Annotated in this window: 23 protein-coding genes; 11 read left to right on the top strand and 12 right to left on the bottom strand. The window is 70.6% G+C overall.

What is annotated here, in order from left to right; all coding sequences use genetic code 11:
• Position 1 precedes the first annotated feature (1 nt).
• The 3 genes from ABDZ89_RS14015 to yciH are packed head-to-tail and all read left to right on the top strand — an operon-like array spanning position 2 to position 3,813.
• Positions 2 to 1,171, top strand: coding sequence for a DUF58 domain-containing protein (locus ABDZ89_RS14015; protein WP_343780163.1), 1,170 nt, complete (start codon positions 2 to 4; stop codon positions 1,169 to 1,171).
• 50 nt (positions 1,172 to 1,221) lie between these two features.
• On the top strand, positions 1,222 to 3,465 hold the full coding sequence (locus ABDZ89_RS14010; protein WP_343780521.1) for a transglutaminase TgpA family protein: 2,244 nt from the start codon (positions 1,222 to 1,224) through the stop codon (positions 3,463 to 3,465).
• Positions 3,466 to 3,519: 54 nt separating this feature from the next.
• Positions 3,520 to 3,813: a stress response translation initiation inhibitor YciH gene (gene yciH, locus ABDZ89_RS14005; RefSeq protein WP_004596695.1), complete on the top strand. Its 294-nt coding sequence runs from the start codon at positions 3,520 to 3,522 to the stop codon at positions 3,811 to 3,813.
• Positions 3,814 to 3,907: 94 nt separating this feature from the next.
• On the opposite strand, the gene ABDZ89_RS14000 is transcribed toward yciH, so the two are convergent.
• The gene (locus ABDZ89_RS14000) at positions 3,908 to 4,741 is read right to left on the bottom strand and encodes a geranylgeranylglycerol-phosphate geranylgeranyltransferase (protein WP_343780161.1); all 834 of its coding nucleotides are present in this window, start codon (positions 4,739 to 4,741) and stop codon (positions 3,908 to 3,910) included.
• A gap of 153 nt (positions 4,742 to 4,894) precedes the next feature.
• Here ABDZ89_RS14000 and ABDZ89_RS13995 point away from each other — a divergent pair, with 153 nt between their 5' ends.
• Positions 4,895 to 5,503 (top strand): helix-turn-helix domain-containing protein, encoded by a 609-nt coding sequence (locus ABDZ89_RS13995; RefSeq protein ID WP_343780160.1) that lies wholly within the window; start codon positions 4,895 to 4,897, stop codon positions 5,501 to 5,503.
• A 288-nt stretch (positions 5,504 to 5,791) separates the two neighbouring features.
• Here ABDZ89_RS13995 and ABDZ89_RS13990 read toward each other — a convergent pair whose 3' ends face one another.
• The 3 genes from ABDZ89_RS13990 to fer form a co-directional block, all read right to left on the bottom strand.
• Positions 5,792 to 7,027, bottom strand: a complete 1,236-nt coding sequence (locus tag ABDZ89_RS13990) for a TIGR04347 family pseudo-SAM/SPASM protein (protein WP_343780158.1) — start codon at positions 7,025 to 7,027, stop codon at positions 5,792 to 5,794.
• Positions 7,024 to 7,422: an Htur_1727 family rSAM-partnered candidate RiPP gene (locus ABDZ89_RS13985; RefSeq protein WP_343780156.1), complete on the bottom strand. Its 399-nt coding sequence runs from the start codon at positions 7,420 to 7,422 to the stop codon at positions 7,024 to 7,026. The genes ABDZ89_RS13990 and ABDZ89_RS13985 overlap by 4 nt, the downstream gene beginning before the upstream one ends.
• A 238-nt stretch (positions 7,423 to 7,660) precedes the next feature.
• Positions 7,661 to 8,050 carry a ferredoxin Fer gene (gene fer, locus ABDZ89_RS13980; protein ID WP_297886178.1) on the bottom strand — a complete coding sequence of 130 codons (390 nt, stop codon included), beginning with the start codon at positions 8,048 to 8,050 and terminating at the stop codon, positions 7,661 to 7,663.
• Between the two features lie 294 nt (positions 8,051 to 8,344).
• Between fer and ABDZ89_RS13975 the strand changes: the two genes are divergently transcribed.
• Positions 8,345 to 9,214 (top strand): CheF family chemotaxis protein, encoded by an 870-nt coding sequence (locus tag ABDZ89_RS13975; protein WP_343780153.1) that lies wholly within the window; start codon positions 8,345 to 8,347, stop codon positions 9,212 to 9,214.
• Positions 9,215 to 9,301: 87 nt separating this feature from the next.
• On the top strand, positions 9,302 to 10,219 hold the full coding sequence (locus ABDZ89_RS13970; protein ID WP_343780151.1) for a hypothetical protein: 918 nt from the start codon (positions 9,302 to 9,304) through the stop codon (positions 10,217 to 10,219).
• Positions 10,220 to 10,400: 181 nt separating this feature from the next.
• On the opposite strand, the gene ABDZ89_RS13965 is transcribed toward ABDZ89_RS13970, so the two are convergent.
• Both ABDZ89_RS13965 and ABDZ89_RS13960 read right to left on the bottom strand, forming a co-directional pair.
• Positions 10,401 to 11,309, bottom strand: coding sequence for an MOSC domain-containing protein (locus tag ABDZ89_RS13965; RefSeq protein WP_343780149.1), 909 nt, complete (start codon positions 11,307 to 11,309; stop codon positions 10,401 to 10,403).
• Between the two features lie 81 nt (positions 11,310 to 11,390).
• The gene (locus ABDZ89_RS13960; RefSeq protein WP_343780147.1) at positions 11,391 to 12,335 is read right to left on the bottom strand and encodes a hypothetical protein; all 945 of its coding nucleotides are present in this window, start codon (positions 12,333 to 12,335) and stop codon (positions 11,391 to 11,393) included.
• 104 nt (positions 12,336 to 12,439) lie between these two features.
• Between ABDZ89_RS13960 and ABDZ89_RS13955 the strand changes: the two genes are divergently transcribed.
• From ABDZ89_RS13955 to ABDZ89_RS13945, 3 genes are all read left to right on the top strand, one after another.
• Entirely contained in the window at positions 12,440 to 12,835 is a 396-nt protein-coding gene (locus ABDZ89_RS13955) for a CopG family ribbon-helix-helix protein (protein ID WP_343780145.1), read from the top strand.
• A gap of 423 nt (positions 12,836 to 13,258) precedes the next feature.
• Positions 13,259 to 17,440, top strand: coding sequence for a CARDB domain-containing protein (locus tag ABDZ89_RS13950; RefSeq protein ID WP_343780142.1), 4,182 nt, complete (start codon positions 13,259 to 13,261; stop codon positions 17,438 to 17,440).
• A 134-nt stretch (positions 17,441 to 17,574) separates the two neighbouring features.
• Positions 17,575 to 17,796, top strand: a complete 222-nt coding sequence (locus ABDZ89_RS13945; protein ID WP_343780139.1) for a hypothetical protein — start codon at positions 17,575 to 17,577, stop codon at positions 17,794 to 17,796.
• 107 nt (positions 17,797 to 17,903) lie between these two features.
• Here the strand turns inward: ABDZ89_RS13945 and ABDZ89_RS13940 are convergent, their stop codons facing one another.
• Positions 17,904 to 18,143: a hypothetical protein gene (locus tag ABDZ89_RS13940; protein WP_343780138.1), complete on the bottom strand. Its 240-nt coding sequence runs from the start codon at positions 18,141 to 18,143 to the stop codon at positions 17,904 to 17,906.
• Positions 18,144 to 18,225: 82 nt separating this feature from the next.
• Here ABDZ89_RS13940 and ABDZ89_RS13935 point away from each other — a divergent pair, with 82 nt between their 5' ends.
• Both ABDZ89_RS13935 and ABDZ89_RS13930 read left to right on the top strand, forming a co-directional pair.
• A complete protein-coding gene (locus tag ABDZ89_RS13935) occupies positions 18,226 to 18,462 on the top strand; it encodes a hypothetical protein (RefSeq protein ID WP_343780135.1) in 237 nt (78 codons plus the stop codon).
• Positions 18,455 to 18,808, top strand: coding sequence for a type II toxin-antitoxin system PemK/MazF family toxin (locus tag ABDZ89_RS13930; protein ID WP_343780133.1), 354 nt, complete (start codon positions 18,455 to 18,457; stop codon positions 18,806 to 18,808). Before ABDZ89_RS13935 ends, ABDZ89_RS13930 begins: the two co-directional genes overlap by 8 nt.
• Position 18,809: 1 nt before the next feature.
• Here the strand turns inward: ABDZ89_RS13930 and ABDZ89_RS13925 are convergent, their stop codons facing one another.
• The 5 genes from ABDZ89_RS13925 to ABDZ89_RS13905 all read right to left on the bottom strand — a co-directional run bounded on the left by ABDZ89_RS13925 (position 18,810) and on the right by ABDZ89_RS13905 (position 22,543).
• Positions 18,810 to 19,103, bottom strand: a complete 294-nt coding sequence (locus ABDZ89_RS13925; RefSeq protein WP_343780132.1) for a chorismate mutase — start codon at positions 19,101 to 19,103, stop codon at positions 18,810 to 18,812.
• Entirely contained in the window at positions 19,100 to 20,008 is a 909-nt protein-coding gene (locus ABDZ89_RS13920; RefSeq protein ID WP_343780129.1) for a shikimate kinase, read from the bottom strand. Before ABDZ89_RS13920 ends, ABDZ89_RS13925 begins: the two co-directional genes overlap by 4 nt.
• Positions 20,009 to 20,112: 104 nt before the next feature.
• Positions 20,113 to 20,727: a hypothetical protein gene (locus ABDZ89_RS13915; RefSeq protein ID WP_343780127.1), complete on the bottom strand. Its 615-nt coding sequence runs from the start codon at positions 20,725 to 20,727 to the stop codon at positions 20,113 to 20,115.
• Positions 20,724 to 21,185, bottom strand: coding sequence for a hypothetical protein (locus ABDZ89_RS13910; protein ID WP_343780125.1), 462 nt, complete (start codon positions 21,183 to 21,185; stop codon positions 20,724 to 20,726). Before ABDZ89_RS13910 ends, ABDZ89_RS13915 begins: the two co-directional genes overlap by 4 nt.
• On the bottom strand, positions 21,182 to 22,543 hold the full coding sequence (locus tag ABDZ89_RS13905) for a hypothetical protein (RefSeq protein ID WP_343780122.1): 1,362 nt from the start codon (positions 22,541 to 22,543) through the stop codon (positions 21,182 to 21,184). The genes ABDZ89_RS13910 and ABDZ89_RS13905 overlap by 4 nt, the downstream gene beginning before the upstream one ends.

Here is a 22,543-nt window from a genome sequence, read left to right as displayed (position 1 = left end):
GATGAAGGCCGCGCTCACGCGCCGGGGACGCGTCGCCGGGCTCGTCGGCGTCCTCGCGGCCGCCAGCGCCGTCGCCGCCGGCGGGCGCGCGCTCGATGCCATCGTGATCCCGGTCGCCATCGCGCTCGTCGCCGGCTACGTTCAGGTGTCGCGCGTCGACGCCCCCGCGGTCCGCCACGTGACCCCGCCCGACGGGTTCGTCGGGGAGACGCGGGACGTGCGGCTGGAGTTCGGCTCCGAGGCGACGGCGGCCGGCGGCGGCTCGTCGCCGTCGTTCCTCGCCGACGTTCGCGTCCGGGTCGGCGAGGGGCTCGACGGTCCGACGGCCCCGATACGGGCGTCCGTCGGCACGGAACCGGTCTCGTACCGCGTCACCTACCGCGAGCGCGGCGAGCGCGTTCTCGGACCGGTCGACCTCACCGTGACCGACGTGTTCGGCCTCTTCGAGCGAGAGATCGTCGTCGACGAGACCGACGCCGTGACGGTGTATCCGCCCCGAGACCCGGTCCCGGCGTGGTTCCGACGCGAGCTGTACGCGGCCGACGCGGTCGACGTGAGCCGACAGCGGGAGGAGTTCGACCGGCTCCGCGAGTACGCCCCCGGCGACGCGGTCCGCGACGTTCACTGGGCGACGACGGCGAAGCGCGACGAGATCGTCGTCAAGGAGTTCGCGGCCGAGACCGCGCGGAATCGGGTGACCGTCGCGGGCGGCACCGAGGTCCGCGGCGACGAGGGGGCCGACGACCGCGGGACCGCAGTCGGCGGGGTCTCGTTCGGTCGCGGCGGCGCGACCGACGACCGCGCCGCGAGCGCGGCCGCCGCCGACGAACTCGCGCGGGCGACGGTGAGCCTCGCGCTGGCGCTGCTCGACGACGGCGTTCCGGTCGACGTGCGGCTGCCCACGGGGCGCGTCTCGGCGGAGCCCGGGGGTCGCGGCCGACGCGACGTGCTCGAACTCGCGGCCCGGACCGGACCGGGTCCGGTGCCCGACGACGAGGCCGACGTGACGGTCGTCGCCGAAGCCGACGGCGCGCGATTCCGAGCCGGCGACCGGTCGGTCTCGTTCGACGACCTGCGCCGCGATGCCGCCGAGGAGCTCGCCGGGGACGACGCGTCCGCGACGGAACGGGGAGCGGAACCGAGCGACCGAGGCGAGGTGGCGTCGCCGTGAGCGACGACTCGTCCGTCGGACCGAGCGGATCGCCGTCCGGGCCGAGCGAGATCGGTCCGGGAATCGTCGGTTCGGGGGTCGTCGATCCGGCGGTCGCGGGCGTCGCCGTCGTCACGGCCGCGTACCTCGCCGTGTTCTTCGGGGTGACGAACGTCGTCGGCGGGACGGCGCGGACCGCGGCCGTCCTCGCCGTGGCGGGGGTCGGCGGAGTCGCGCTGGCCCGCGTCGTGCGCGAGCGGACCGCGCTGTGGCTGTCCGGACTGCTCTTCGCCGCGGGGCTCGCCGGCTACTTCCTCGCGATCCCGGAGAGCCAGCGCGCGCTGTTCACCGTTCGGAGCGTCGCCTTAGACCTCCTCGCGCTGTCGACCGGGCTCTCGGTCCTGCGACTGGCGCTCGCGGACGTCTGGGTGCTCGCGGTCGTGCCCGTTCCGACGTTCCTCGTCGGCTACTTCGCGGGTCGCGGTCGGCACGTCGCGGCCGCGTCCGTCGCCGGCGGGACCCTCGGGTTCCTCGTGCTGACCGGCGACGCGGGCACCGGTGCGGCGGTCGCCGGCGTCGTCGGGTTGGCGCTCGCCGTCGGGCTCTCGACGCTCTCGACGCCCGGCCGCCGCCGCGGCCACGTCGGCACCTTCGCGGTGGTCGTCGCGGCGATGGTCGTCGCGAGCGCGACCGTCACCGTGATCCCGGCTGGCGCGGCGGAGCCGCTGGGGCTCGACCGCGGCGCGTCGACGCTGGAGTCAAGCCTGAGCGGCGACGACGAACTGGAGGTCGTCGGTACGACGCGGCTCTCGCCGGAGGTGCGGTACACGATAGAGAGCCCCGTCGAACGGAACTGGCACACGAGCGCCTACGACACCTACACCGGCGACGGGTGGGTGAGAACCGGAGACCGGTCCACCCTTGGCGGCTCGCTGGCCGGTCCGCCCGGCGACGCGGAGGCCGTCTCCGTCTCGGTCACCGCGGAGACCGAGTCGACCGCGCTGCCGGCGCCGTGGAAGGCGGTGTCGGCGTCCGGCGCGGGGGCGGTCGAGGTGGACGAGCGCGGTAGCCTCCGACTCGCGGAGCCCCTCGGGCAGGGGGAGACGGTGACGGTGGAGAGCCGCGTCATCGACCCCGACCCGGCCGCGCTCCGGAACGCCAGCACCGACTACCCGGACGCGATCGAGGAGCGGTACACCCAGCTGCCGGAGAGCACGCCGGACCGGGTCGGCGAGCGGACCGAGGAGATCGTCGCGGCCGCGGACGCCGACTCGCCGTACGAGCAGGCGGCCGCGGTCGAGGCGTACCTGCGCTCGGAGTACGACTACTCGCTGACCATCGAGCGGCCCGAGGGCGACGTGGCCGACGCGTTCCTCTTCGAGATGGACGCCGGCTACTGCGTCTACTTCGCGACGACGATGGCGGCGATGCTCCGGTCACAGGGCATCCCGACGCGGTTCGAGAGCGGGTACACCCCGGGCGAGCGGGTCGGCGACGACGAGTACGTCGTCAGAGGCCAGAACGCACACGCGTGGGTGTCGATCTACGTGCCGGAACACGGCTGGGTGTCGTTCGACCCGACCCCGTCGGGCCCCCGCGACGAGGTCCGGGCGACCCGCCTCGCCGAGGCGCGCGCGAGCGGGACTGAGAACGTCGACACCGAGGAGACGGCCGCCAATCAGACGCTCGAAGCCGACGTCGGGACCGATCGCCCGGTGACGGTCACCGGCGACGCGTCCGCGTCGAGCGGCGGAGAGAACGGGTCTGCCGGCTCGACGGGCGAGGAGTCCGGCTCGGTCGACGACGCGAACGCCGACCCGCAGACGGACATCGATCAGGTGAGAGCCGACCGGAACCCTTCGTCGGCCGCCGAGTCCGACGGGGCCGGCCGGCTCGGCTTCGGCCCGGTGTCGCTCCCCGACCCGGAGACCGCGGCCTACTGGCTGCTCGTCGTCGCGCTCGGGGTCGCCGGCGCCCGCCGGACCGGGATCGCGGGCCGCGCGGGTCGGCGGGTGGGCCCGCTGCTCCCGCGACGGCGGCGCGACCCGGGGTCGGACGCCGAGCGGGCGTTCGCGGACCTCGAACGGCTCCTCGCCGGCCGGTACCGCGAGCGGCGACCCGGAGAGACGCCGCGGAGCTACGTCAACGCGGTCCGGACGCTCGGCGCGGACGAGCGCGTCGAGACCGTCGCGGCGGCCTACGAGCGCGCCGCGTACGCCGGATCGGTGACGCGCGCGGAGGCCGACGAGGCGCGCCGAGCGGTGCGGCGGCTCGCGCTCGAACGCCTGCCGCTTATCGGGCGCTTCGTCCGCTGATCGGGGGGCTTCCCGACACTATTTAATACGGGCGTCCTGTAGATTCGGGCTGTAATGTCGGAAGTCTGCTCGACGTGCGGACTGCCCCAGGAACTCTGCGTCTGCGAAGACGTCGCGAAAGAGTCCCAGCAGATCAGCATCCGCATCGACGAGCGCAGGTACGGTAAGGAGGTAACGGTCATCGAAGGATTCGACCCGAAGGACGTGGACCTGAGTTCACTCTCCTCGGATCTCAAGTCCAAGTTCGCCTGCGGTGGCACCGTCGAGGACGGCGCCATCGAGCTACAGGGGAACCACTCGGGTCGCGTGGAGGACTTCCTCCGCGATAAGGGCTTCAACGTCGCGTGACCGTCACCTGACCGTCCGCCGTCGAGCGTCGTTTCGGACCGCAACCGTTTTTTCGCAGCTCTCGACCGTGAGCGACTCGCATGGCCGAGCGGTCTCAGACGACCACCACGACCCGACCGACGACGAACGCCGCAGCCGCGAGGAACGTGCCGTACTTGAACCGGCGCTGGGCCGCGGCGGGGTCGGTGAATCCCTCGTAGGTCGCGTACAGCATGACCGCGTCGGCGACCGCGACGACCGCGAGGTACGCCCCGCCGAGCGTTCCGGTGAGGTACGGGAGCGGGCTGACGGCGACCGCGACGACGATCGCGGCCGCGCCGATCCACAGCGCGCGGCGCTCGCCGAGGGCGATAGGGAGCGTCGTGAGCCCCTCCTCGCGGTCGCCCGCCACGTCTTCGACGTCTTTGATCACCTCGCGGGTGAACGTCGAGAGGCCGGCGAGCGCCGCGAGCACGAGGACCGCCCGCGGGCTCCCGACCGCGGCCCCGCCGAACAGGAACGTCGAGCCGACGAGGTACGCGACTAAGGCGTTGCCGAGCCCCGGCGTCCCCTTGAACAGGCTCGTGTAGGTGACCAAGGCGACGAGGTTCACGGCGGCGATACCGATCGAGAGCGGCGGGAGTTGGACCGCGACCGCGACCGCGACCGCGAACCAGGCGCCGGCGGTCGCGAGCGCGCCCCGCGGCGAGACCGCGCCCCGGGGGATGGGTCGGTCTGGACGGTTCACCGCGTCGACCTCGCGGTCGAAGTAGTCGTTGATCGCGTTGCCCGCGGCGACCGCGAAAGCGGTCGTCGCGGCCGCGAGCGCCGTGGGGACGGCGGCGCCGCTCGCCCCCGCGACGAACGCCCCGGTTGCCGTGAGCGCCCCGGCGGCGACGCAGTTGCCGAGGCGCGCGAGTTCGACGATACCGCCGAGCGTGTCTCGCACGTCGTCCCGGTACACCCGCCCGCGAGAAATAAACGGTGCGGGATCGGCTGGAGGGGAGGTCCGTTCGAGGCCGAACGCGAACGGCCCGAGGCGCCGCGCCGGACCCTGAGAATCCGCCGAAGAATCAAACGGGCCCCGCCCGTATCGATCGATATGTCCGACGTGGCGGCCGCCGACGGGGACCGTCGACTGCGGGTCGACCTCGACGTCGACCCGGCCGCCGACAGCGGCTGTCCGATCGTCGCCGAGTCCGACGAGGCCGCGTCGGTGACGGTCAACGCGGTCGGCGACGACTGTGTCGTCGACGTGACGACGCCCGACGGCGAGGTGCGGCGCGGGACCGGCGAGGTCACCGACGACTGCCTCTGTCACGCGTTCGGGCGGGTCGGCTGCGTGCCCCACTTCCGACGGGTCGAGGGCGGAACGGTCCTCGTGACCGCGTACGTCGACGACCGGACCGCCGTCCGCCGGTTGGTCGAGGAGCTCCGAGGGGTCGTCGACCGGGTACGGCTCGTCCGACTCGCGGTCGTCGAGGGGCCGGACGCGACCGAACAGGTCACCTTCGACCTCTCCGCGCTGACGCCGAAACAGCGCCGCGGGCTCGAACTCGCGGTCGTCCGCGGCTACTTCGACGGCGACCGCGACGTGCGCTTAAGCGATCTGGCCGACGAGCTGGAGATCAGCAAGTCCGCGCTCTCACAGCGGCTCCGCACCGCGCAGGCGAAGCTGGTCACCGACATCTTCGACGACGCCGAGCGGTGACCGCGGGGGATCGTTTGAAGCGATACACACGTGAAGCGGGACGCGGACGGCCCGCCGGCTTCTCTCTCCGCGCATGAACGAGGACGAACCGCCAGTGCCCGAACCGGTCCGCGACGACGCCACCGTCGAACTCGTGTGCGACGCGATCGGCGTCGCCCGCGGCGAGGTGCCCGCGAAACGGTTCGCCGCGAAGTGCGACACCGGCGCGCCGGGCGGCAAGAACGAGGAGAGAGGACAGCGACGCGGGGTGATGAGGACGGATGACGACAGCGACCGACCCGAGAGCGTTCAGTCGTCGGCGGTCGCGGTGCCGTCGGCGCTCTCGATACGAGAGAGCGCCGCCTCGCCGCCGCGTTCCTCGTCGGTGAGATAGCACTTCGGGTCGGGCGCGAACGGGTCGTCGTGCGCCGAGAGCGCGCGGAGCCGCGACCCGCCGCGGCAGATCGACTGGTACGCGCAGTCGGCACACCGGCCGGAGAGGTGCTCCTCGCGGTTGCGAAGCCCGGCGAGGAGCGGGTTCGACTCGTCCGACCAGATCGCGCCGAACGAGCGGTCGCGGACGTTGCCCGGCGAGTACCCCTGCCAGAACTGGGTGAGGTGGACGTTGCCGACGGGGTCGACGTCCGCGACGCGCTCGCCGGTCGGGTCGCCGCCGTTGCGCCGGAGGTACCGGTAGATGAGCCGGGCGCGGTCGGTCCCCATCTCGCGGTCGGCGTACTCGACGAGGTACCCCGCGTCGGCGTAGTTGCCGACGAGCAGCGTCTCTATCTCCTCGTCCGCGTCGTGGTACTCGCGGGTGAGGTCACAGAGGTCGGCGACCGCCCGGCGGGTCGCCTCGGGGCTCAGGTCCACGTCGGAGATGTCTGCGCCGCGGCCGCCGTAATCGAGGTGGTAGAAGCAGAACCGGTCGACGCCGACGTCGACGAGGAGGTCGACGACGCCGGCCAGGTCGTCGACGTTGTGCTCGGTGATCGTGTACCGCAGTCCCGTCTTGAGCCCCACGTCGAGACAGGCCTCGATACCCCGGACCGCGGCGTCGAACGCGCCCTCCTCGCCGCGGATGCGGTCGTTGCGCTCCGGGAGGCCGTCGACCGAGACGCCGGCGTACTTCAGCCCCGCGTCCTTCAGTTCGCGGGCCCGGTCGCGGGTGAGGAGCGTGCCGTTCGTCGAGAGGACCGGTCGGACGCCGCTGTCGGCCGCGTAGGCGACGAGCTCAGCGAGGTCCTCGCGGACCATCGGCTCGCCGCCGGAGAACAGCAGGACCGGCGCGCCGAACTCGGCGAGGTCGTCGATCAGGGCCTTCCCCTCCGCGGTCGACAGCTCGTTCGGGGCGCCCTCGGCGTCGGCGCCGGCGTAACAGTGTTCGCAGTAGAGGTTACACCGCTTCGTGGTGTTCCAGACGACGACCGGCCGCTGCTGTACCTCCTCGGAGATCTGCGGCTTCTTCGAGCCGTCCGCGGCGTCGTATCGGAGCCCGTCGCTCTCGGCGTCGAGCCCGCACAGCAGTTTGCTGACGGAGATCATCGGGATCCCCCCGCGTCGTCGACCGGCGAGCCGCCGCAGGAGGCGACCGGCGTCCCCTCGGTCTCCTCGTGAACGCGTGCCTCGCTCCCCTCGCCGTCCGCTTCGCCTCCCTCGTCGTCGGCCGCTTCGCCTCCCTCGTCGCCGTCCGCCTCGCCCGCCAGCGGCTCGGCCGAGTACCGAGACACCTCGCCGGCCGGACACACCCACACGTCCCGGGCGTACCACCCGAAGAGCTTGCTCGCCTCCTCGTGGGCGGCGTCCGGCGTCGGCGCGGCGACCGTGCCGACGTGTCGGAGCGGGTCGGACTCCTCGTCGCGGACGAACACCTCGAACCGACGACCGTCGGCCGACCGCGGCCCGGCCGCGTCCTCGCTTCGACTCGTCTTTTCGACCATACCTCGCGTACGGACGGGGTTCCGAACGGTGTTTCGCGGGTTTTCACGGTCGGGAAATTCGACCGAACACGTTCGGTCGAGCGACGGTGAGCCGAGAGGAAGCGACGGAACGGAAGGACACGTCCGGCGGACGAACTGATAGGAGCGCGGCTAGCGGGGCGAAACGGAGAGAATTACGGGGACCGCGGGTGCCGCGATCCCGTGTGAGAACGGGCCGTCACGGTGGTGACGGGGCCGATCAGATGACGCGGTTCTGCAGGTAGTCGAGGTGTTTCGCGTTGTAGACGATCTTGACCTCGTCGGTGGCCGGGCTGCCGATACAGGTGAGACGGACGTTCTTCTCTTCGACTTCCTCGTCGGAGAGGATCTGCTGCATGTCCATCTCGATGTCGCCTTCCTTGACGATGGAGGCGCAGTTCGCACACGCGCCAGCACGGCACGAGAAGGGCCAGTCGTAGCCCTGTGCCTCGGCGGATTCGAGGATGTACTCGCCCTGGTTGACTTCGAGGGTACCGTAGTCTTCGGCGTCGAGGCCCGCGTCAGCGGCCTCCTCGAAGAGGTCGTCGTCGTCCATCGACCAGCCGTGGTCGTCGAGCACTTCGTAGTTGAGGTATTCTACTGTGGGCATCACCTGATGGTTTGAAGCCCACGTCATTAGGCTTTGCTGTTCCCTGACCGCTCCCCCCGCGGAGCGAGGCCACCGAGACCGAACACGTTCGACCGGTCTCGGCGTGCGTTGCGGCCGCCAGACCGCCAGACGGTGGTGAGTTCGCTCCGCCGTCGGTGAGCTTCCGTTCCGATCGGTCTGTCCGTCGGCGCGCGCCCGTTCTCGCCAGTCCGTCACCGCGCTGGTGACAGCTGCTTATCACGATTGATACGGCGTGAGTAACAATAAATAGTACACGGCGCTCAGAGGAGATCGATGGAGGAGTCCGTCGTCGCCGACTTCGTTGGCCGCGTTCACGCGGCGAGCTTCGAGACCGAGGAGCCGGTGACGGGTCGCGTGCTGTTGAGCCAGCGACGGCTGGTCCTCGCCACGGACGACGGGAAGGAGACGATACCCCTCTCGGACGTGTTCGACGTCGTCGTCGGCAGCGTGCCGGGAGACCTCCGGTCGTTCTTCAACGAGAGCGTCACGATCGCGTACGACCGCGACGGGTCACGGCGCGCGGCGCTCGTCGAGGGGGAGCCCGAGGACATGGACCGGTTCGTCCGACTCCTGTTCAAGGCGCTGTTGCGCAACGTGACCGTCACCGTGCGCCACCCCGCGAAGGTCGGCGGGCGCGTCACTGACGCGACCGATCACCGCGCCTCGGTGACCGTGTCGCCGGGGGCGATCCGGTTCAGTAACTGCCCCGATCCGTTCACCGTGGAGCTCTCGTCGGTGATCGACTACGAGCGCACCGACCGCACCCTCGGCGGGAAAAAGCGGCCCGCGCTCGTCTTCCGACACGTCGCCGACGGGCAGACCGTCACGTCGATCACGACCGTCCCGAACAAGCGGGCGCTCAACATCCTCGGTCGCTACATCAAGATCGAGTACGACGACGTGATGGAGGACCTCGACTCGTTCGACCCGACCGAAGAGCAGATGGAGATCCTCGTCTCCATCTACTCCGCGGGCGGCGAGGCGAACGTCGCCGACATCGTCACCGGCGACGTCACGCAGACCTCGATGATCCTCGACTCGCTGCGCGAGGCCGAACTCGTCGCCGACGGCGAGTCCGGAACCACGCTCACCCGCAAGGGGCAGATGATCGTGAGTTCGTACCTCGAGTCGGTCAACGCGTAGCGACCGGCCGGGAACGCGCCGCGGACCGTCGCCGCGAGCCGGTAACGCGGGGGAAACTTCATAGTCGCGCAACCGTAGGTATCTCTCATGCGAGACCGTGACCACCACGGGGGCGGGACGCCGCTCGACACCGTGGTCCGCGAACGAAGAATCGACGCCCCCCACGGGTCGGGCGGGTCCGACCCGGCCGGTGACGGGAGCCGCGAGGGCGACGCGTCCGAGTCTGGGCCGCGAGTCGCCCGCGTGCCGGAGGGCCACGAGCACGACACGTTCTCGGTCGAGGGGATCGAGACCGAGCGACGCGAGGGGCTGTTAGAAGCCGTCCTCCGCGACGTTGACGGCGTCAGCGCCGCCTCGGCGACGTGGCGCAACGGCACGGTGGGCGTCCACCACGACCCCTCGCTCTCCCGCGGCGCGCTCCGCGAGGAACTCGAGGAGTGCGGGCTCGTCGTCGCGTCCGGCGACGCGGCGTTCGAGGCGCGGCGCGCCTCGCAGTTCGCGTCGGCCCGCGTCGCGGTCGCGGTCCTGTTCGGCCTGATGGTCGCGACGCCGTACATCGCGGTGTTGTACCCGACGCGCGTCGAGTGGCTGTTCTACGACCCCGTGACGGTCCAGTACCTCCAGTCGATCCTCGACTCGCAGATGGCGACGCACTTCTTCGTGAACCTCGGCTCGCTGTCCGGGATCGCGTTCCTCGTCGCCTGCGGCCCCATGATCCGACGGGCGGTCGCGGCGGTGCGCGACGGTCGCTTCACCAACGAGACCGCGTTCGTCGGGAGCGTCGTCGCCCTGTACGGCTACAGCACGCTCGCCGCGTTCACCGAGTTCGGCGGCGCGGTCCACTACGACCTCGTCGCGTACGCGGTCGTCGTCGCCACCCTGTGGACGCAGTTCGGCGTCACCGACACCGCGTTCGACCTCGCGAAGAGCGACGAGTCCGCGGCGGAGGAGACCGCCGACGACGGCGGGGACGAGCCGGTCGCGATGACGGACGGCGGGCGCTGAGTCCGCCCGCGGCGCGCCTCATTTCACGGTCCGTTCCGGTTCGAACTCCTTCCTTCGCGTTTCGCTGAGACGGGTCGGTGTCCCTCCCGCTTCGCTCCGTCCGACCAGTGACGTTAGCGTTCGGCGGGGCGATCGGCCTCCGCGACGTTAGCGATCGGCGGGGCGATCGGCCTCCGCGACGTTAGCGATCGGCGGGGCGATCGGCCTCCGCGACGGGCGTCTCGTTCTCGTCGACGGCGACGACACCCTCGGCGGCGACCGCGTCGCCGACCGCGACGACGTCGCCCCACGACCGCTCCTCGACGACGGTGTTGACCATCAGTCGGAAGTCGTGGTCGAAGCGGTCGCTCGCGGTCCACTCGGGGAGCGTCTCGCGGCGCCGCCGGACGAACGTCTCGCGGAAGTCGGCTATCTCGGCGCCCGTGTCCGGGTCGCGAGAGGGGACGACGCAGCGCTGGCACGGGTTGACGCCTATCAGCTCCGTGTCGCCGACCGCGACGCGGACCCCCTCCCCGTGGTCGGCGAACAGCCGGTCCTCGAAGAACGCGGGGCAGTCGTCTACGACGACGTTCGGGCGGAGTCGCCGCCGCATCTCCGTCGCGTCCGCGACCGCGTCGAACCACGAGGCGACCGTCTCCAGCGTCGCTCGGGAGACGACCGTCGGGCCGTGAGCGGCGAGGTCGTCGGGGAAGCCGCCCGCGGAGTCGCGGACGAGGTCGACCGCGTAGCCGAGGTACTCGCCCACCCAGTCGGCCAGCGCGTCGCCCTCCGCGGGGAGCGCGAAGGTGCGCTCGTCGGCGGGTGCGCGGTCCGTCTCGGGCCGCGAGAGCGTCACGGCCGTCGGGGTGGCGTCGGTCGGCCCCGCGAGCTCGTACTCGGCGCGGAGACCGTGGACCGCGGGCTCGCTCTTCCCGTTCACGTACCCGCCGCCACCGCCCACCGAGGCCGCCTCGGGGTCGACGCCCGCCTCGACGAGGGCGTACGAGCGGTCGCCGCGGAGGGCGCCTTCGGGACCGATCGCGGCGCGGTCGACGGCGACGCCGTCACAGGACTTCAGCGGGTACGCGAGGAGTTCGGCGACGCGTGTCATACCACGGGTTCGGGGGGCCGCACCAAAAGCGATCGGCCGGGCGGCCGCGCGCCGCGCCAACGCCCTCGGGTCGCCGGCGGTTCAGAACAGCCCGGCGATGAACCCGAGACCCATGACGACGAGGACCGCCGCGGAGAAGGCGGGGAGGTACGGCGTGTACCGCTCGACCCGCTCTCGGGAGCGGTGGTAGCCCGCGATCAGCAGCATGGTGAGCCCCACGATGCCCGCGATGACCGTGAGCGCGTACGCCCCCATTAGTTCGAGACAGTGGTTCGACCCGGCACAGAGCGCGATGATCTCGAACTCCTCCTCGTGGGCGAACCCGAGGACGAACGCGAACCACGCGATGCCGAGGAGCCCCCTGTCGGCGCTCTCCTCGAAGCCGTCGTGCGAGTGGGAGTGGCCGCCGACGAACGGGAGGAACCCCCGCAGTCGGGACCAGATCCCGGCGTCGCGGTCGTCGGACTCGTCGTGACTGTGGCTGTGGTCGTGGTCGTGCGTGTCGTGATTGTGCCCGTGGTCGTGGTCGTCGTGAGCGTGCTTGTGGTCGTCGTGGCCGTGGTCGTCGTGGCCGTGGTCGTCGTGAGCGTGGTCGTCGTGGCCGTGGTCGTCGTGAGCGTGGTCATCGTGGCCGTGATCGTCGTGACCGTGGCCGTGCGCCTCGTCCGGAGACCCGTGAGAGTGTCCGTGAGCGTATTCCCGGACACCGAGACCGATGAGCAGGACCCCGGCCACGAGGCTGACCGGACCGCCGATCTGAACGCCGCCGAGTATCGTTATCGGCTCGTTGACCTGCGTGAGATCGAAGTAGCTCTTCGCGTAGAAGAAGACGGCCACCATCGCGATGCTGCTGACGAGGTGACCGAGCCCGATGATCGCGCTCGCCGCGAACCCGTACAGCCACTTGTTCGTCTGGTCGAGCGCGTACGAGGCGGCGACCGGCCAGCCGTGTCCCGGTTCGACGCCGTGAACCGCGCCGAGGAGGACCGCGCCCGCGAGCGGCCCGAACAGTTCGCTTGGGAGCATCCTTGCGTGAGGGTCGGGAACGCCACCGTTTAGCGGTTGTTAGTACCGAATCGGGGGAAACGTAATACGGAGCCTCTTGTGTCGTCGGGTTCGACGACGAGGCGATGCGAACGAGTTTCAACATCCCCGACGCGCTGATCGAGGAGTTCGACCGGACGTGGCGAGACGAGGGGATCGAGAACCGCTCGCGGGCGGTTCGGGAGGCGATGCTGGAGTTCGTCGAGTCGCACTCGCGGCTCGAAGACACCTCGGGCGAGGTCGTCGCGCTCGTCGGGTTCGACTACCGCCACCACGACGTCATTCGAGAGCTCCACAGCGTCCAACACGAGTACCAAGACGTCATTCTCAACACGAGCCACACCCACCAAGGGGAGTGGTGTCTCGAATCGCTGTTCTGCCGCGGGAACGCGGAGCGGGTCCGCGAACTGACGTACCGCCTCCGCGACTTCGACGGCGTCCGTCGGGTGAAGGTGATGATGATCCGCGACGGCGACGAGTAGGTCTCCGTCGGTTACGAGGCGGTCTCTCGAGCGGGAGAGGTGAGTGAACGTACACTGATAGGTCGGTCACAGCCGGGGATGTTCCGCCACCGGAGGACCGGTTAAGAAGGCGTCATCGCGTCGTTTGCCGTGACCGGTCTACGCGGCTCATCGAACGGGCCGTACACACGAGGGAGCGGCAGATTCCTCGCGTCGAGACGCACCGCGCGTTCGAAAATCAGTCCCGCTATATATCGGTCAATGCCGGCCGCGAGCGGTAGAGGCTAGACGTTACGGATCGGCCCACGCGGCGCGAACGGACCCGTTACCGGGCGTCTCGACGGAGCCGGTCGTCTCGATCACCGCTCGTCCGCACCGGACGTAAGGCGGGCTTACACGCGATTGGGTGTCTATTACAATGTCTCTCGATGGCGTCGAGCGTCCATGTCCGGCCGTAAGGTCGCCGCCGTCTGGCTCTGTGTACTGGTATGTTTCGCGACGGTGACGTTCGCGGGGGGTGTCGGTCTCGCGGCTTCGGCCGCGGTGAACGCCGAGTTCAACGTCGTCGAGGCCGGCCTAGAGGAGACGCCGATAGAGGAGGGCGAGAGCGCCACGGTCACGGCGACCGTCGAGAACGTCGGGACCGAGACCGGCACGTTCACGGCAGAACTCGAGACTGACGACGACGGCGTCGTGGACACGAAAGACGTTGAAATCGAGGCCGGAGAGACCGAGGAGGTCGAGTTCGACCGGACCTTCGACAAGGCGGGGACCTACGGGCTCAGCGTCAGCGGCGAGTCAGCTGGCGACCTCACCGTGACGGAACCCGCATCCGCCGAGTTCACCGTGACGGGGGTGCGGCTGTCCGAGTCCGAGATCGAGGTCGACGACAGCGTCGACGTCGCCGCCGAGGTCGAGAACACCGGGGACGCGGACGGGACCTACACCGCCGACCTCCTGGTCGACGGAAACGTCTCCGCGTCGAAGTCGGTCGAGATCGCTGCCGGTGAGACGGCCACGGTCGGCTTCACGCGTTCGTTCGAGACAGCGGGCGAGTACTCGGTGACCGTCGGCGACGCACCGCCCAAGGGTCTCACCGTGGTCGAACCCGCGGACGTCTCGATCACGGACGCCGGGCTGTCGACGACGCGCATCGATCCGGGCGAGGCGGTGACGGTCACGGCGACCGCCGTGAACGACGGCGGCACCGCGGGGGAGATAACCGCCGCACTGCGGGTGGACGAGACGGAGAGAGACACCGAGACCCGCACCGTCGACCCCGGCGAGTCGGCGACGATCGAGTTCGCCCCGACCTTCGAGGAGGCGGGCGAGTACGAGGTCAATGTCAACGGCGAGCCCGCCGGCACGCTCACCGTCTCGGAGCCCGCGGCGTTCGAGGTATCGAACGCTGAACTGGAGGACGACACCGTCTTGACGGGCGAGTCGACGGCCGTGAGCGCCGAGGTGACGAACGTCGGAGACGCCGAGGGGACGTTCACGGCCGAGGCCCGAGTGACCGGGCCAGACGGGAATACCCGGACCGTCTCGAGCCAGTCTGTGACGCTGGCCGGCGGTGAGTCGGAACCGGTCGATCTCGCAGTGACGATCGAGGAGCCCGGCGAGTACGACGTGGCCGTCAACGAGGCCGACGCCGGGACGCTCACCGTGGACGCACCGGCCGATCTGACGGTCACGGATGCGTCGGTCGGAGACGATACCGTCCGCGTCGGCGACGAGGTCACGGTGACCGCCGTCGTCGAGAACGCCGGCGACCGCGCGGGGAACGCGACGGTCGCGGTGGCGGCCGACGGCGAAAAGAGAGCCGATACCGACGTCGCTCTCGATCCCGGAGAGAGCACGGACGTCGGGCTCTCCTACACGGCGTCGACAGCCGGGGAGTACGACATCACGGTCAACGGCGTGGGCGCGGGAAGCGTTACCGTGACGGAGCCAGCGAACGCCTCGGTCACGGACGCGTCACTGTCGGCGACGCGTATCGATCCGGGCGAGGCGGTGACGGTCACGGCGACCGTCGTGAACGACGGCGGCGCCGCGGGCGAGGTGACAGCTGACCTCAGAGTCGACGGGACGACCAGAGACTCCGAGACCCGCACGGTCGGTCCGGACACGCGGACGACGATCGAGTTCGCGCCGACCTTCGAGGAGACGGGGACGTACGACATCGCGGTCAACGACGCGGCGGCCGACACGCTCACCGTCTCGGAGCCCGCGGCCTTCGAGCTATCGAACGCGCGGCTGGCGAACGACACGGTGCTGGCGGGCGACGACGCCGTCGTCTCCGTCGAGGTCCGGAACGTCGGCGACGACGAGGGGACCTTTACCGCGGGCTTCCGCGCGACAGGGCCGGACGGCGCCACGCGGACGGTCGACGCACGGCCGGTGACGCTCGCGGGCGGCGACTCGCAGACGGTCGAGCTGAGCGGGGCCCTCGAGCAGCCGGGCCGGTACGACGTGACCGTCAACCGGACGGCGGTCGGGACGCTGACGGTCGAGGCGCCCGCCGCGCTGGCGGTCACGAGCGCGTCCCTCGACGACGACGTCGTCTCCGTGGGCGAGGAGGTCACGGTCACCGCAGCCGTCGAGAACACCGGCGGCCGTACCGGGAACACGACTGTCGCGGTGGCGGCCAACGACGAAGGGAAGGCCACGAGCGAGGTGACCGTCGGACCCGGAGAGAGCGTCCGGGAATCGCTCACCTACACGGCGTCGACCGCCGGTGAGTACGAGGTCACGGTCAACGGCGTGTCCGCCGGGACGCTCATCGTGATCCGACCGGCGACGTTCAGGACGGCGAACGCGGACGTCGAGCCGACGACGGTGCTCGAAGGCGAGTCGGCGTCGGTGACCGCCACCGTGGTGAACGACGGGAGCGAACCGGGGACCCACAACGCCACGTTAGCCGTCGACGGCGAGCCGGTCGAGACGACGACGTACGAGATCGGCCCGGGCGAAAGCACCGAGGTCGACTTCACGCGGACGTTCGAGACGGCCGGCGAGTACGCGCTCAGCGTCAACAACGAATCGGCCGGGACGGTGACCGTGCTCGAGCCGGCGAACGTCTCGATCCGCGACACCGCTCTCACGCCGGAGACGATCACGACCGGCGAGTCGGCCGCGGTGACCGTCGATCTCGCGAACGACGGCGACGTTAAGGGCGAGTTTACGACGCGCCTCCGGAGCGACGCCGAAACGCTGGATACGGTCAGGCGGACCGTCGGGCCGAACACGGCCGAGACCGTTCGGTTCAACCAGACGTTCGGAACGCCCGGTGCGTACGCCCTCAGCGTGAATAATGCCTCTGTCGGCACCCTGAGCGTACTCAGGCCGGCGGACGTCTCGGTCGGCGAGACGACGCTCGGCGCCGAGTCGGTCGAACCGAACGAGTCCGTGGCGCTCACGGTGACGCTGCGTAACGCCGGCGAAGCGACGGGACGGCAGAATCTCACCGTCACCCTCGGCGACGGGACGACGCTCCGGCGGACGGAGACAGTTCCGGACAACGGAACGACGGTGACGGTCACGCACGCGTACGCCACCACCGGGGAGTACACCGTCGCGATCAACGACGTGACCGTCGGAAACGTCACCGTCGCCGAGCCGGAGAGCGATGCCGGAACCGGCGGCGGGGGAGGTGGAAGTGGCGGTGGGGGCGGCGGGGGCGCCCCGTCCGGCTCGTCCGGGTCCTCGGGGTCGTCCGGGTCGACGGGCGGAACGGGAGCCGCGGCAGCGAACGATCCGGAGCCGACGGTGGTCCGGGCCGAGTCCGACGAGGGCGTCAGCGTCGGCGTCGAGGGCGCGACGGGCGAACGCTACGACATCGCGGTTAATCTCGTCGGCCCGTCGACCTCGCGGCCCGCAGTGGCGGTGTCGTCGGTCGGCGTCGACCCGGCCGGTGACTCGGAGGCGTACGAGACGACGATCGGTCGGCCGACGGCCGAGCCGGCCGGCCGCGATCCCGTTCCTCGCGGGACCCCGCTCGGGTACGTGGCGTTCAATTCCACGCTCGGCGAAGCGGACACGAGTGCGGCGACGCTTCGGTTCACCGTCGACGCGGCGACGATCCCGCGAGGGTTGAGCCAAGAGAACGTCGCAGTGCTTCGATACGTCGACGGCGGGTGGACGACGTCAAACGTCGCGCACGACCGATCGGGAGAAAACCACACGGTAACCCTGCCGCACGCGGCGCCCGTGGCCGTCGTCGCGCTCGCACCGGGCCGCGTCGACATCGTCGAGAGTGAACTGCCGGCGGATCAGGTTCGGATCGGCTACGAGACGACCCTCCGGACGACGGTCGAAAACCCTGGCGACCGTCCGGCGACCCGAACGCTCACGGTGGCGGTGGACGGCGAATCTGTCGCCGAACGAGGAGTGTCGCTCGGTCCGGGAGAGAACGCGACGCTCGAGATCGCGTTCGAGCCACCCGAGGGCGGAACCGTCTCTCTGGCGGGGAACGAAGTTGGCTCGATCGGGCTTTTCGGCGAGAGCGACGGTGAGACGGCGTCGGCGGGGACTGAGACCGAAGAGGGTGCCCCGGGATTCGGCGTGATCGGCGCCGTGCTCGGGCTGTTGCTAGCGGCAGTCGCGGCCCGGGTGCGACGCGAGTGATCCGAGAGGCGGCCCCGTCGGAACGGGTCGTCGCCGACTGGTTCCGCGAACCCCGGTGAGTACGGGCGCGTCTCGGCCGGAGGCGAGTCCGGACGGCAGGAAACCCTTTCGGTGGTGATCCCCTCGAGGCAGATATGTCCGCAACCGTTGCGACCCCGGGGGCAGACGAACTGTGCGCGTACTGTGAGTCGCGTATTTTCGACCACGATCCGATCTGTGTCCGTGACTGCGACGACGGCTGCGGCTCGCCCGAGTACTTCTGTAACTACGCGTGCCTCTCCGCGTACATCGAGGAGAACGGCCTGACGACCGGGAACGCGTGTGCGTGGGACCCGGACGACCGCGACTGCGGTTGATCGGCGATATCACCGGCACGGACTCAGACGGGGAAGCGGAACCGATTCGGTATCGCTCCGACGGGCGTGGCGAACCCGTGCCCCGCATCGGTCGCGTCAGTCGGCTCTCACCGAAATGCGCTCGGCGGAACCGAGACCTCGGAGGCGGTGAGTATGGCCACTCGGCTCGCGCGTGACGTCGAACTGACCCACGTGGCGGCGGACCCGCCGCGTCGGCCCCTGACGAGCGCGGAGAACGCCTCGGACGACGTGAAGTTCAAAGCAGGCGCTGAGCTGTCGAAGAGCGCGAACTGTTCTCGTTCAGCGGCCCTCCTTTGCTCTACCTTGTTCAGGTAGCTGAAATCCATAATACATCCTGTAACTTCTACGTGGAACTCCGTGGGTAATAGTGGGCAACACATATCCGCGGTGGGTCCGTACCGTTCGTCGATGAAAGTCGACGCGACAGACCTCAAAACGAACGAGACGGACGACCGGGGTCGAGTCTACCTCGGCACCGAGTACGCGAACAAGCGCGTAACCGTCGCTGTCGTTGAGGTGGAGTCCGACCGGCCGGACGACGACGAGCTAGCAGCCGCCTATCGGGAGGCCTCCGAGAGCGCGGAGGAACTCGCCGAGGAGTGGAGCGAAGCGTCCGACGAAGCGTGGGAAGGCCTCGATGAGTGACGGCACGGACGTGCGACGGGGCGACGTGGTTATCGTTCGACTCGACCCCGCCGAAGGACACGAGACGAAGAAGACGCGACCGGCCGTGGTCGTTCAAAACGATATCGGAAACCGGAACTCCAGCACGACCATCGTCGCGCCCGTCACGGGAACCTACCGCGAATATCCGTTCGAGGTGTTCGTCGAGGCGGACGGGTCACCGCTCGAAAAAGATTCGTCAATCCGCCTCGACCAGGTTCGAACCGTCTCGGTTCCGGAACGGATTCACTCGGTCGTCGGTTCACTCGACGGAGCCACAATGGCGACAGTCGACGAGGCATTAAAACTGAGCCTCGGCCTCGACTGAGCTACCGACTCTCCCGCTGCTCCACCTTGTTCAACTCGATCAGCAGCCGGAAAATCGCTTTCACGAGGTTCGCGTCCACGTCGAACTGCTCGGCGTTCTCGCCGGCGCGCTCCATCACGCGCTCCTCTTGGCTCTCGTCGGTCGTCGGGAGGTCGCGGTCCTCCTTCACGGCCGCGACCGTGTCGGCGACGTAGGTCCGGCGGGCGATCAGTTCCACGATCTCGCGGTCGATGTCCTCGATCTCGCGGCGCAGTTCGTCCAGACTCATCTCTTCGGGGTTCGGTGTTTCGCTCATTGGGTTGGCTCTCGGGTGACGGCCGCGCCGTCGTTTCTCGTGGTCGTTCGCCGCAGGGTGCCGGGTCGCTCGCGCCACGCGTCGGCGACCGCGTCGAGGTCTGCCTCGGGGTCGTCGGGGGCCGCGACGGCGACGACGCTCGGCCCGGTGCCGGACAGCGACACGGCGGTGGCGTGGGGCATCGCCTCGACCGCGGGGTCGGCGTCGAAGCCGAGCGCGGCCGAGAACGCCAGCCCGTTCACCGTCATCGCCTCGCCGTACCGCCCGTCGAGCGCGAGGTCGGCGACGAGGTCGGCCATCGGCGCCACCGCCTCGCAGCGCGCCACGTCGGCGTCGGCGCTGTACGCTCGCTCCGGCGGCGTCCAGACGAGGACGTCCCAGTCGACCGCTTCCCGGGCGCGCAGTTCGTCTGCGTCGTTGTCGGTGACGGTGACGCCGCCGAGCATCGACGCGGTCGCGTCGTCGAACGCGCCGGTGACCGTGACCCCGGCCTCGCGGGCCGCGCGCACGCCGAGCCGGCACGCCGCGAGGCGGGTCACGTCGACCGCGGGGTCGTCCGGGTCGTCGCCGACCGCGAGGCCGAGCGCGTCGCAGGTGGCGAGGACCGTCGCGTTGGCGGCCGCGCTCGAACTCTTCAGCCCCGCCGCGAGCGGCACGTCGCTGTCGGTCCGGACGGTGCCGCCCTCGCCGTCGCCCCAGCGGTCGGTCGCGAGCGAGACGCAGCGCTCGATCAGTTCGGTGTCGGCGTCCGGGTCCTCGGCGATCTCGCCGGTGACGCCGTCGGCCGCGGGAACGAGGTCGACGGTCGCGCGCGTCTCGACGTCGATGCCGAAGGCGGCGCCCGTGCCGGTCGCGAGCGCGTTCAACACGGTGCCGGCGCCGAGCGCGGTTGCCCGTCCCTCCATGGTTCCCGGCTCGCGAGCGCGGACAAAGAGGTAGCGATCACGGCGAGACTCTCGGCCGCGAGCCCGCGAACTAACGGTGACCTCACACCGGCCGGGGTCCGGTGTCAGAGCGGCTCCGCGCGTCTGACCGCCGCGTCGACCGCGTAACGGTCGGGGGCCGGGCGGACGGAGGTTCCGTTACTCTCGAACCTGATCGTCACGTCGAACGCACGGGGGTCCGAACCGTCGAAGGGGTCGTCGGGCGAGAACCGCTTCGTGACGTACGCGAACCCGACGGCCTCGCGCTCGTCGGTCCCGGCCGGCGTGGCGTACGCGTCGACGCGGAGTTCGACGACGCCGTAGTCGAACCGGCCCGCGTTCTCGACGGTCAGTCGGGCTCGGACCCTCGTCCGGCCGCCGCCTTCTGTCACCTCCCGGACCGTCGTGTCGGTGACGACGAGGCCGGCTCCGTCCGGACCGACCTCGTCGGGCGTCGTGTCGTCGTCGCTCTCGCCGTCTCCCCCGTCGTCGGTTCCCGACCCCTCACCGTCGGAGTCGTCGCCGCTCGCACCGTCGTCCGTCTGCGGAGCGGTGGCGTCCCCTTCCTCTTCGGAGGTCACGAGACACCCGGCGAGCAGTCCCGCGGCGCCGACCGCGAGCACCCCTCGACGCGACGCGCGCCGGAGGGGTCGGTCGGCGTCACGGCGACCGTTCCGTCTCGCGTCGGTGTCGGGGGTCATCGCATCACCGTCCCCAAGACGCCGGTCGACGCGCCGACTGCGCCGGACACGAACGCCGTCGCGAGCGTCGGCACGAGCGCGTCGACGATCCCGTGCGCCTGCGTGGCGGCGTCGCCCTGCGAGACGACGATCACCGTGACCGCCACCAGCCCGTAGGCGAGCGCGCCGAGACCGGTGCCGAGGCCGCAGGTCGTCGCCGCGGAGACGACGCTCCGGGACCGGGAACCGACGAGGACGCCGAGGACGCCGGCTAGCGGGACCGCGCCGACGAGGACGGTCGCGGTCGCGGCGAGGTACGACTGCGCGACGAATACCGGGCCGAACCGCGCGGTCTCGCCGGTCGCGGCGGTCGCCAGCGCCGTCTCCGCCCACCCGGTCGCGGCCGCGCCCACGACCCCCGCGCCGGCGCCGACGAGCGCGAACGCGGCCGCCACGAGGCCGATCCGGTTCGCGTTCACGCGCCGGTCACCCACCCGTGCCGCAGGCCACCGTGCCAGCCGGTCCGTTCCTCCCACGCGTCGCCGGAGAACCCGGTCGCGAGCAGGAACTCACCGGCCCGGGCGACGTAGCCGTACTGGACGCCGGCGTGCTCGTCGAAGCCGTACCGCTCGCCCTCCGCTTCGCGGTGGTAGAACCGGTGCCAAGCGGTCGGTCCGGGATCGACCGCCTCCCCGTCCGCCCCCGTCGCGTTGGCGGCCGTGTTGTTCGCCGACTCGGAGGCGTTGCCGGTGACGTCCGAGCCGGCGAGCGTCGCCTCCGGATCGATCGGCGCACGTCCTTCGGTCGAGCCGGCGTCGAGGGCCGCAGAGAGGCGCTCCGCGGCGGTCTCCGCGTCCGGATAGCGCTGGACGTAAGCCGGAACGCCGTCGAGTTCGCGGGCCCACCCCCGGAACGCCTCTCGTCTCCGGTTTCCGGGGAGCGGTCGGTCGGTAAACGCGAAGAACAGCTCCTCGACGCGGTCCGTCGACTGCGGGATCGGCCCGAGCCGAGCGCGGAGCTCCCGGCGACGCTCGGCGTTGAACGCGTCGCCGTAGATTCGCGGCACCTCGTCGCGCTCGAGTTCGTCTCGGTCGTACGGCCGGTGCGCGAACGTCTCGAACCCGCGGCTCGCGACGGCGACTTCGACGAGCGTGTCGGAGAGGACCCGGTTGCGATCGTCGTCGTCCGTCGGCAGCGGCGCCAGCAGCCGCCGGAACAGCCGGTTGTGTATCGGCCGACGCGAGAACGCCTCGTCGACGTAGATCGCCGTTCCGATGCTCGCCAGCTCCCCGTCCAGACGGTCGAGTTCCTCGAGGACTCGGTCGACGTCGTCACGGGGCGCGACCGTCCGCAGGGCCTCGACGTGTCGGTCCGTTCGGGCGCGGATTCGTGGACCGGGCGAGAAGTGCGGCTCCAAGGCGTCCGCGGCGCGGTCCTCCGCGGTCGCGGTCGCGGCCGCGACCGCGTCCACCTGTTCGGTCGTCACCGCCGCCTCCTCGTCGACCGTCGCGCGGACCGATCGGACGGTCGAGACCGCGTCGGCGATCGCGTCGCGGTACGTCGCCACCGCGGCCGGGTACTCGGTCGCGAACCACACCGCGTCGTCGACGACCTCGCGGGTCGCGTCGGCGAGCGCGGAATTGAGCGTCGCGGGCTCGTCGCCGGCGTCCGCGGGGTCGTCGGGAGGGCCGTCTTCCGGCGGGTCGTCGCCGGGGGGGTCGGCGTCGCCCGGGGCGTCGGCGCTCTCGGGGTACTCGACGCCCTCGACGCCGAGACACCCGGCGGTCCCGACGAGGGCGGCACCGACGCCGAGAAGCGTCCGTCGCGTCCGTTGCAT

Origin of the sequence: Halorubrum ejinorense (assembly GCF_039522565.1) — an archaeon.
Lineage (GTDB): Archaea > Halobacteriota > Halobacteria > Halobacteriales > Haloferacaceae > Halorubrum > Halorubrum ejinorense.
The sequence above is the reverse complement of the archived record's forward strand: the minus strand, read 5'-3'. Positions and strand labels throughout refer to the sequence as shown.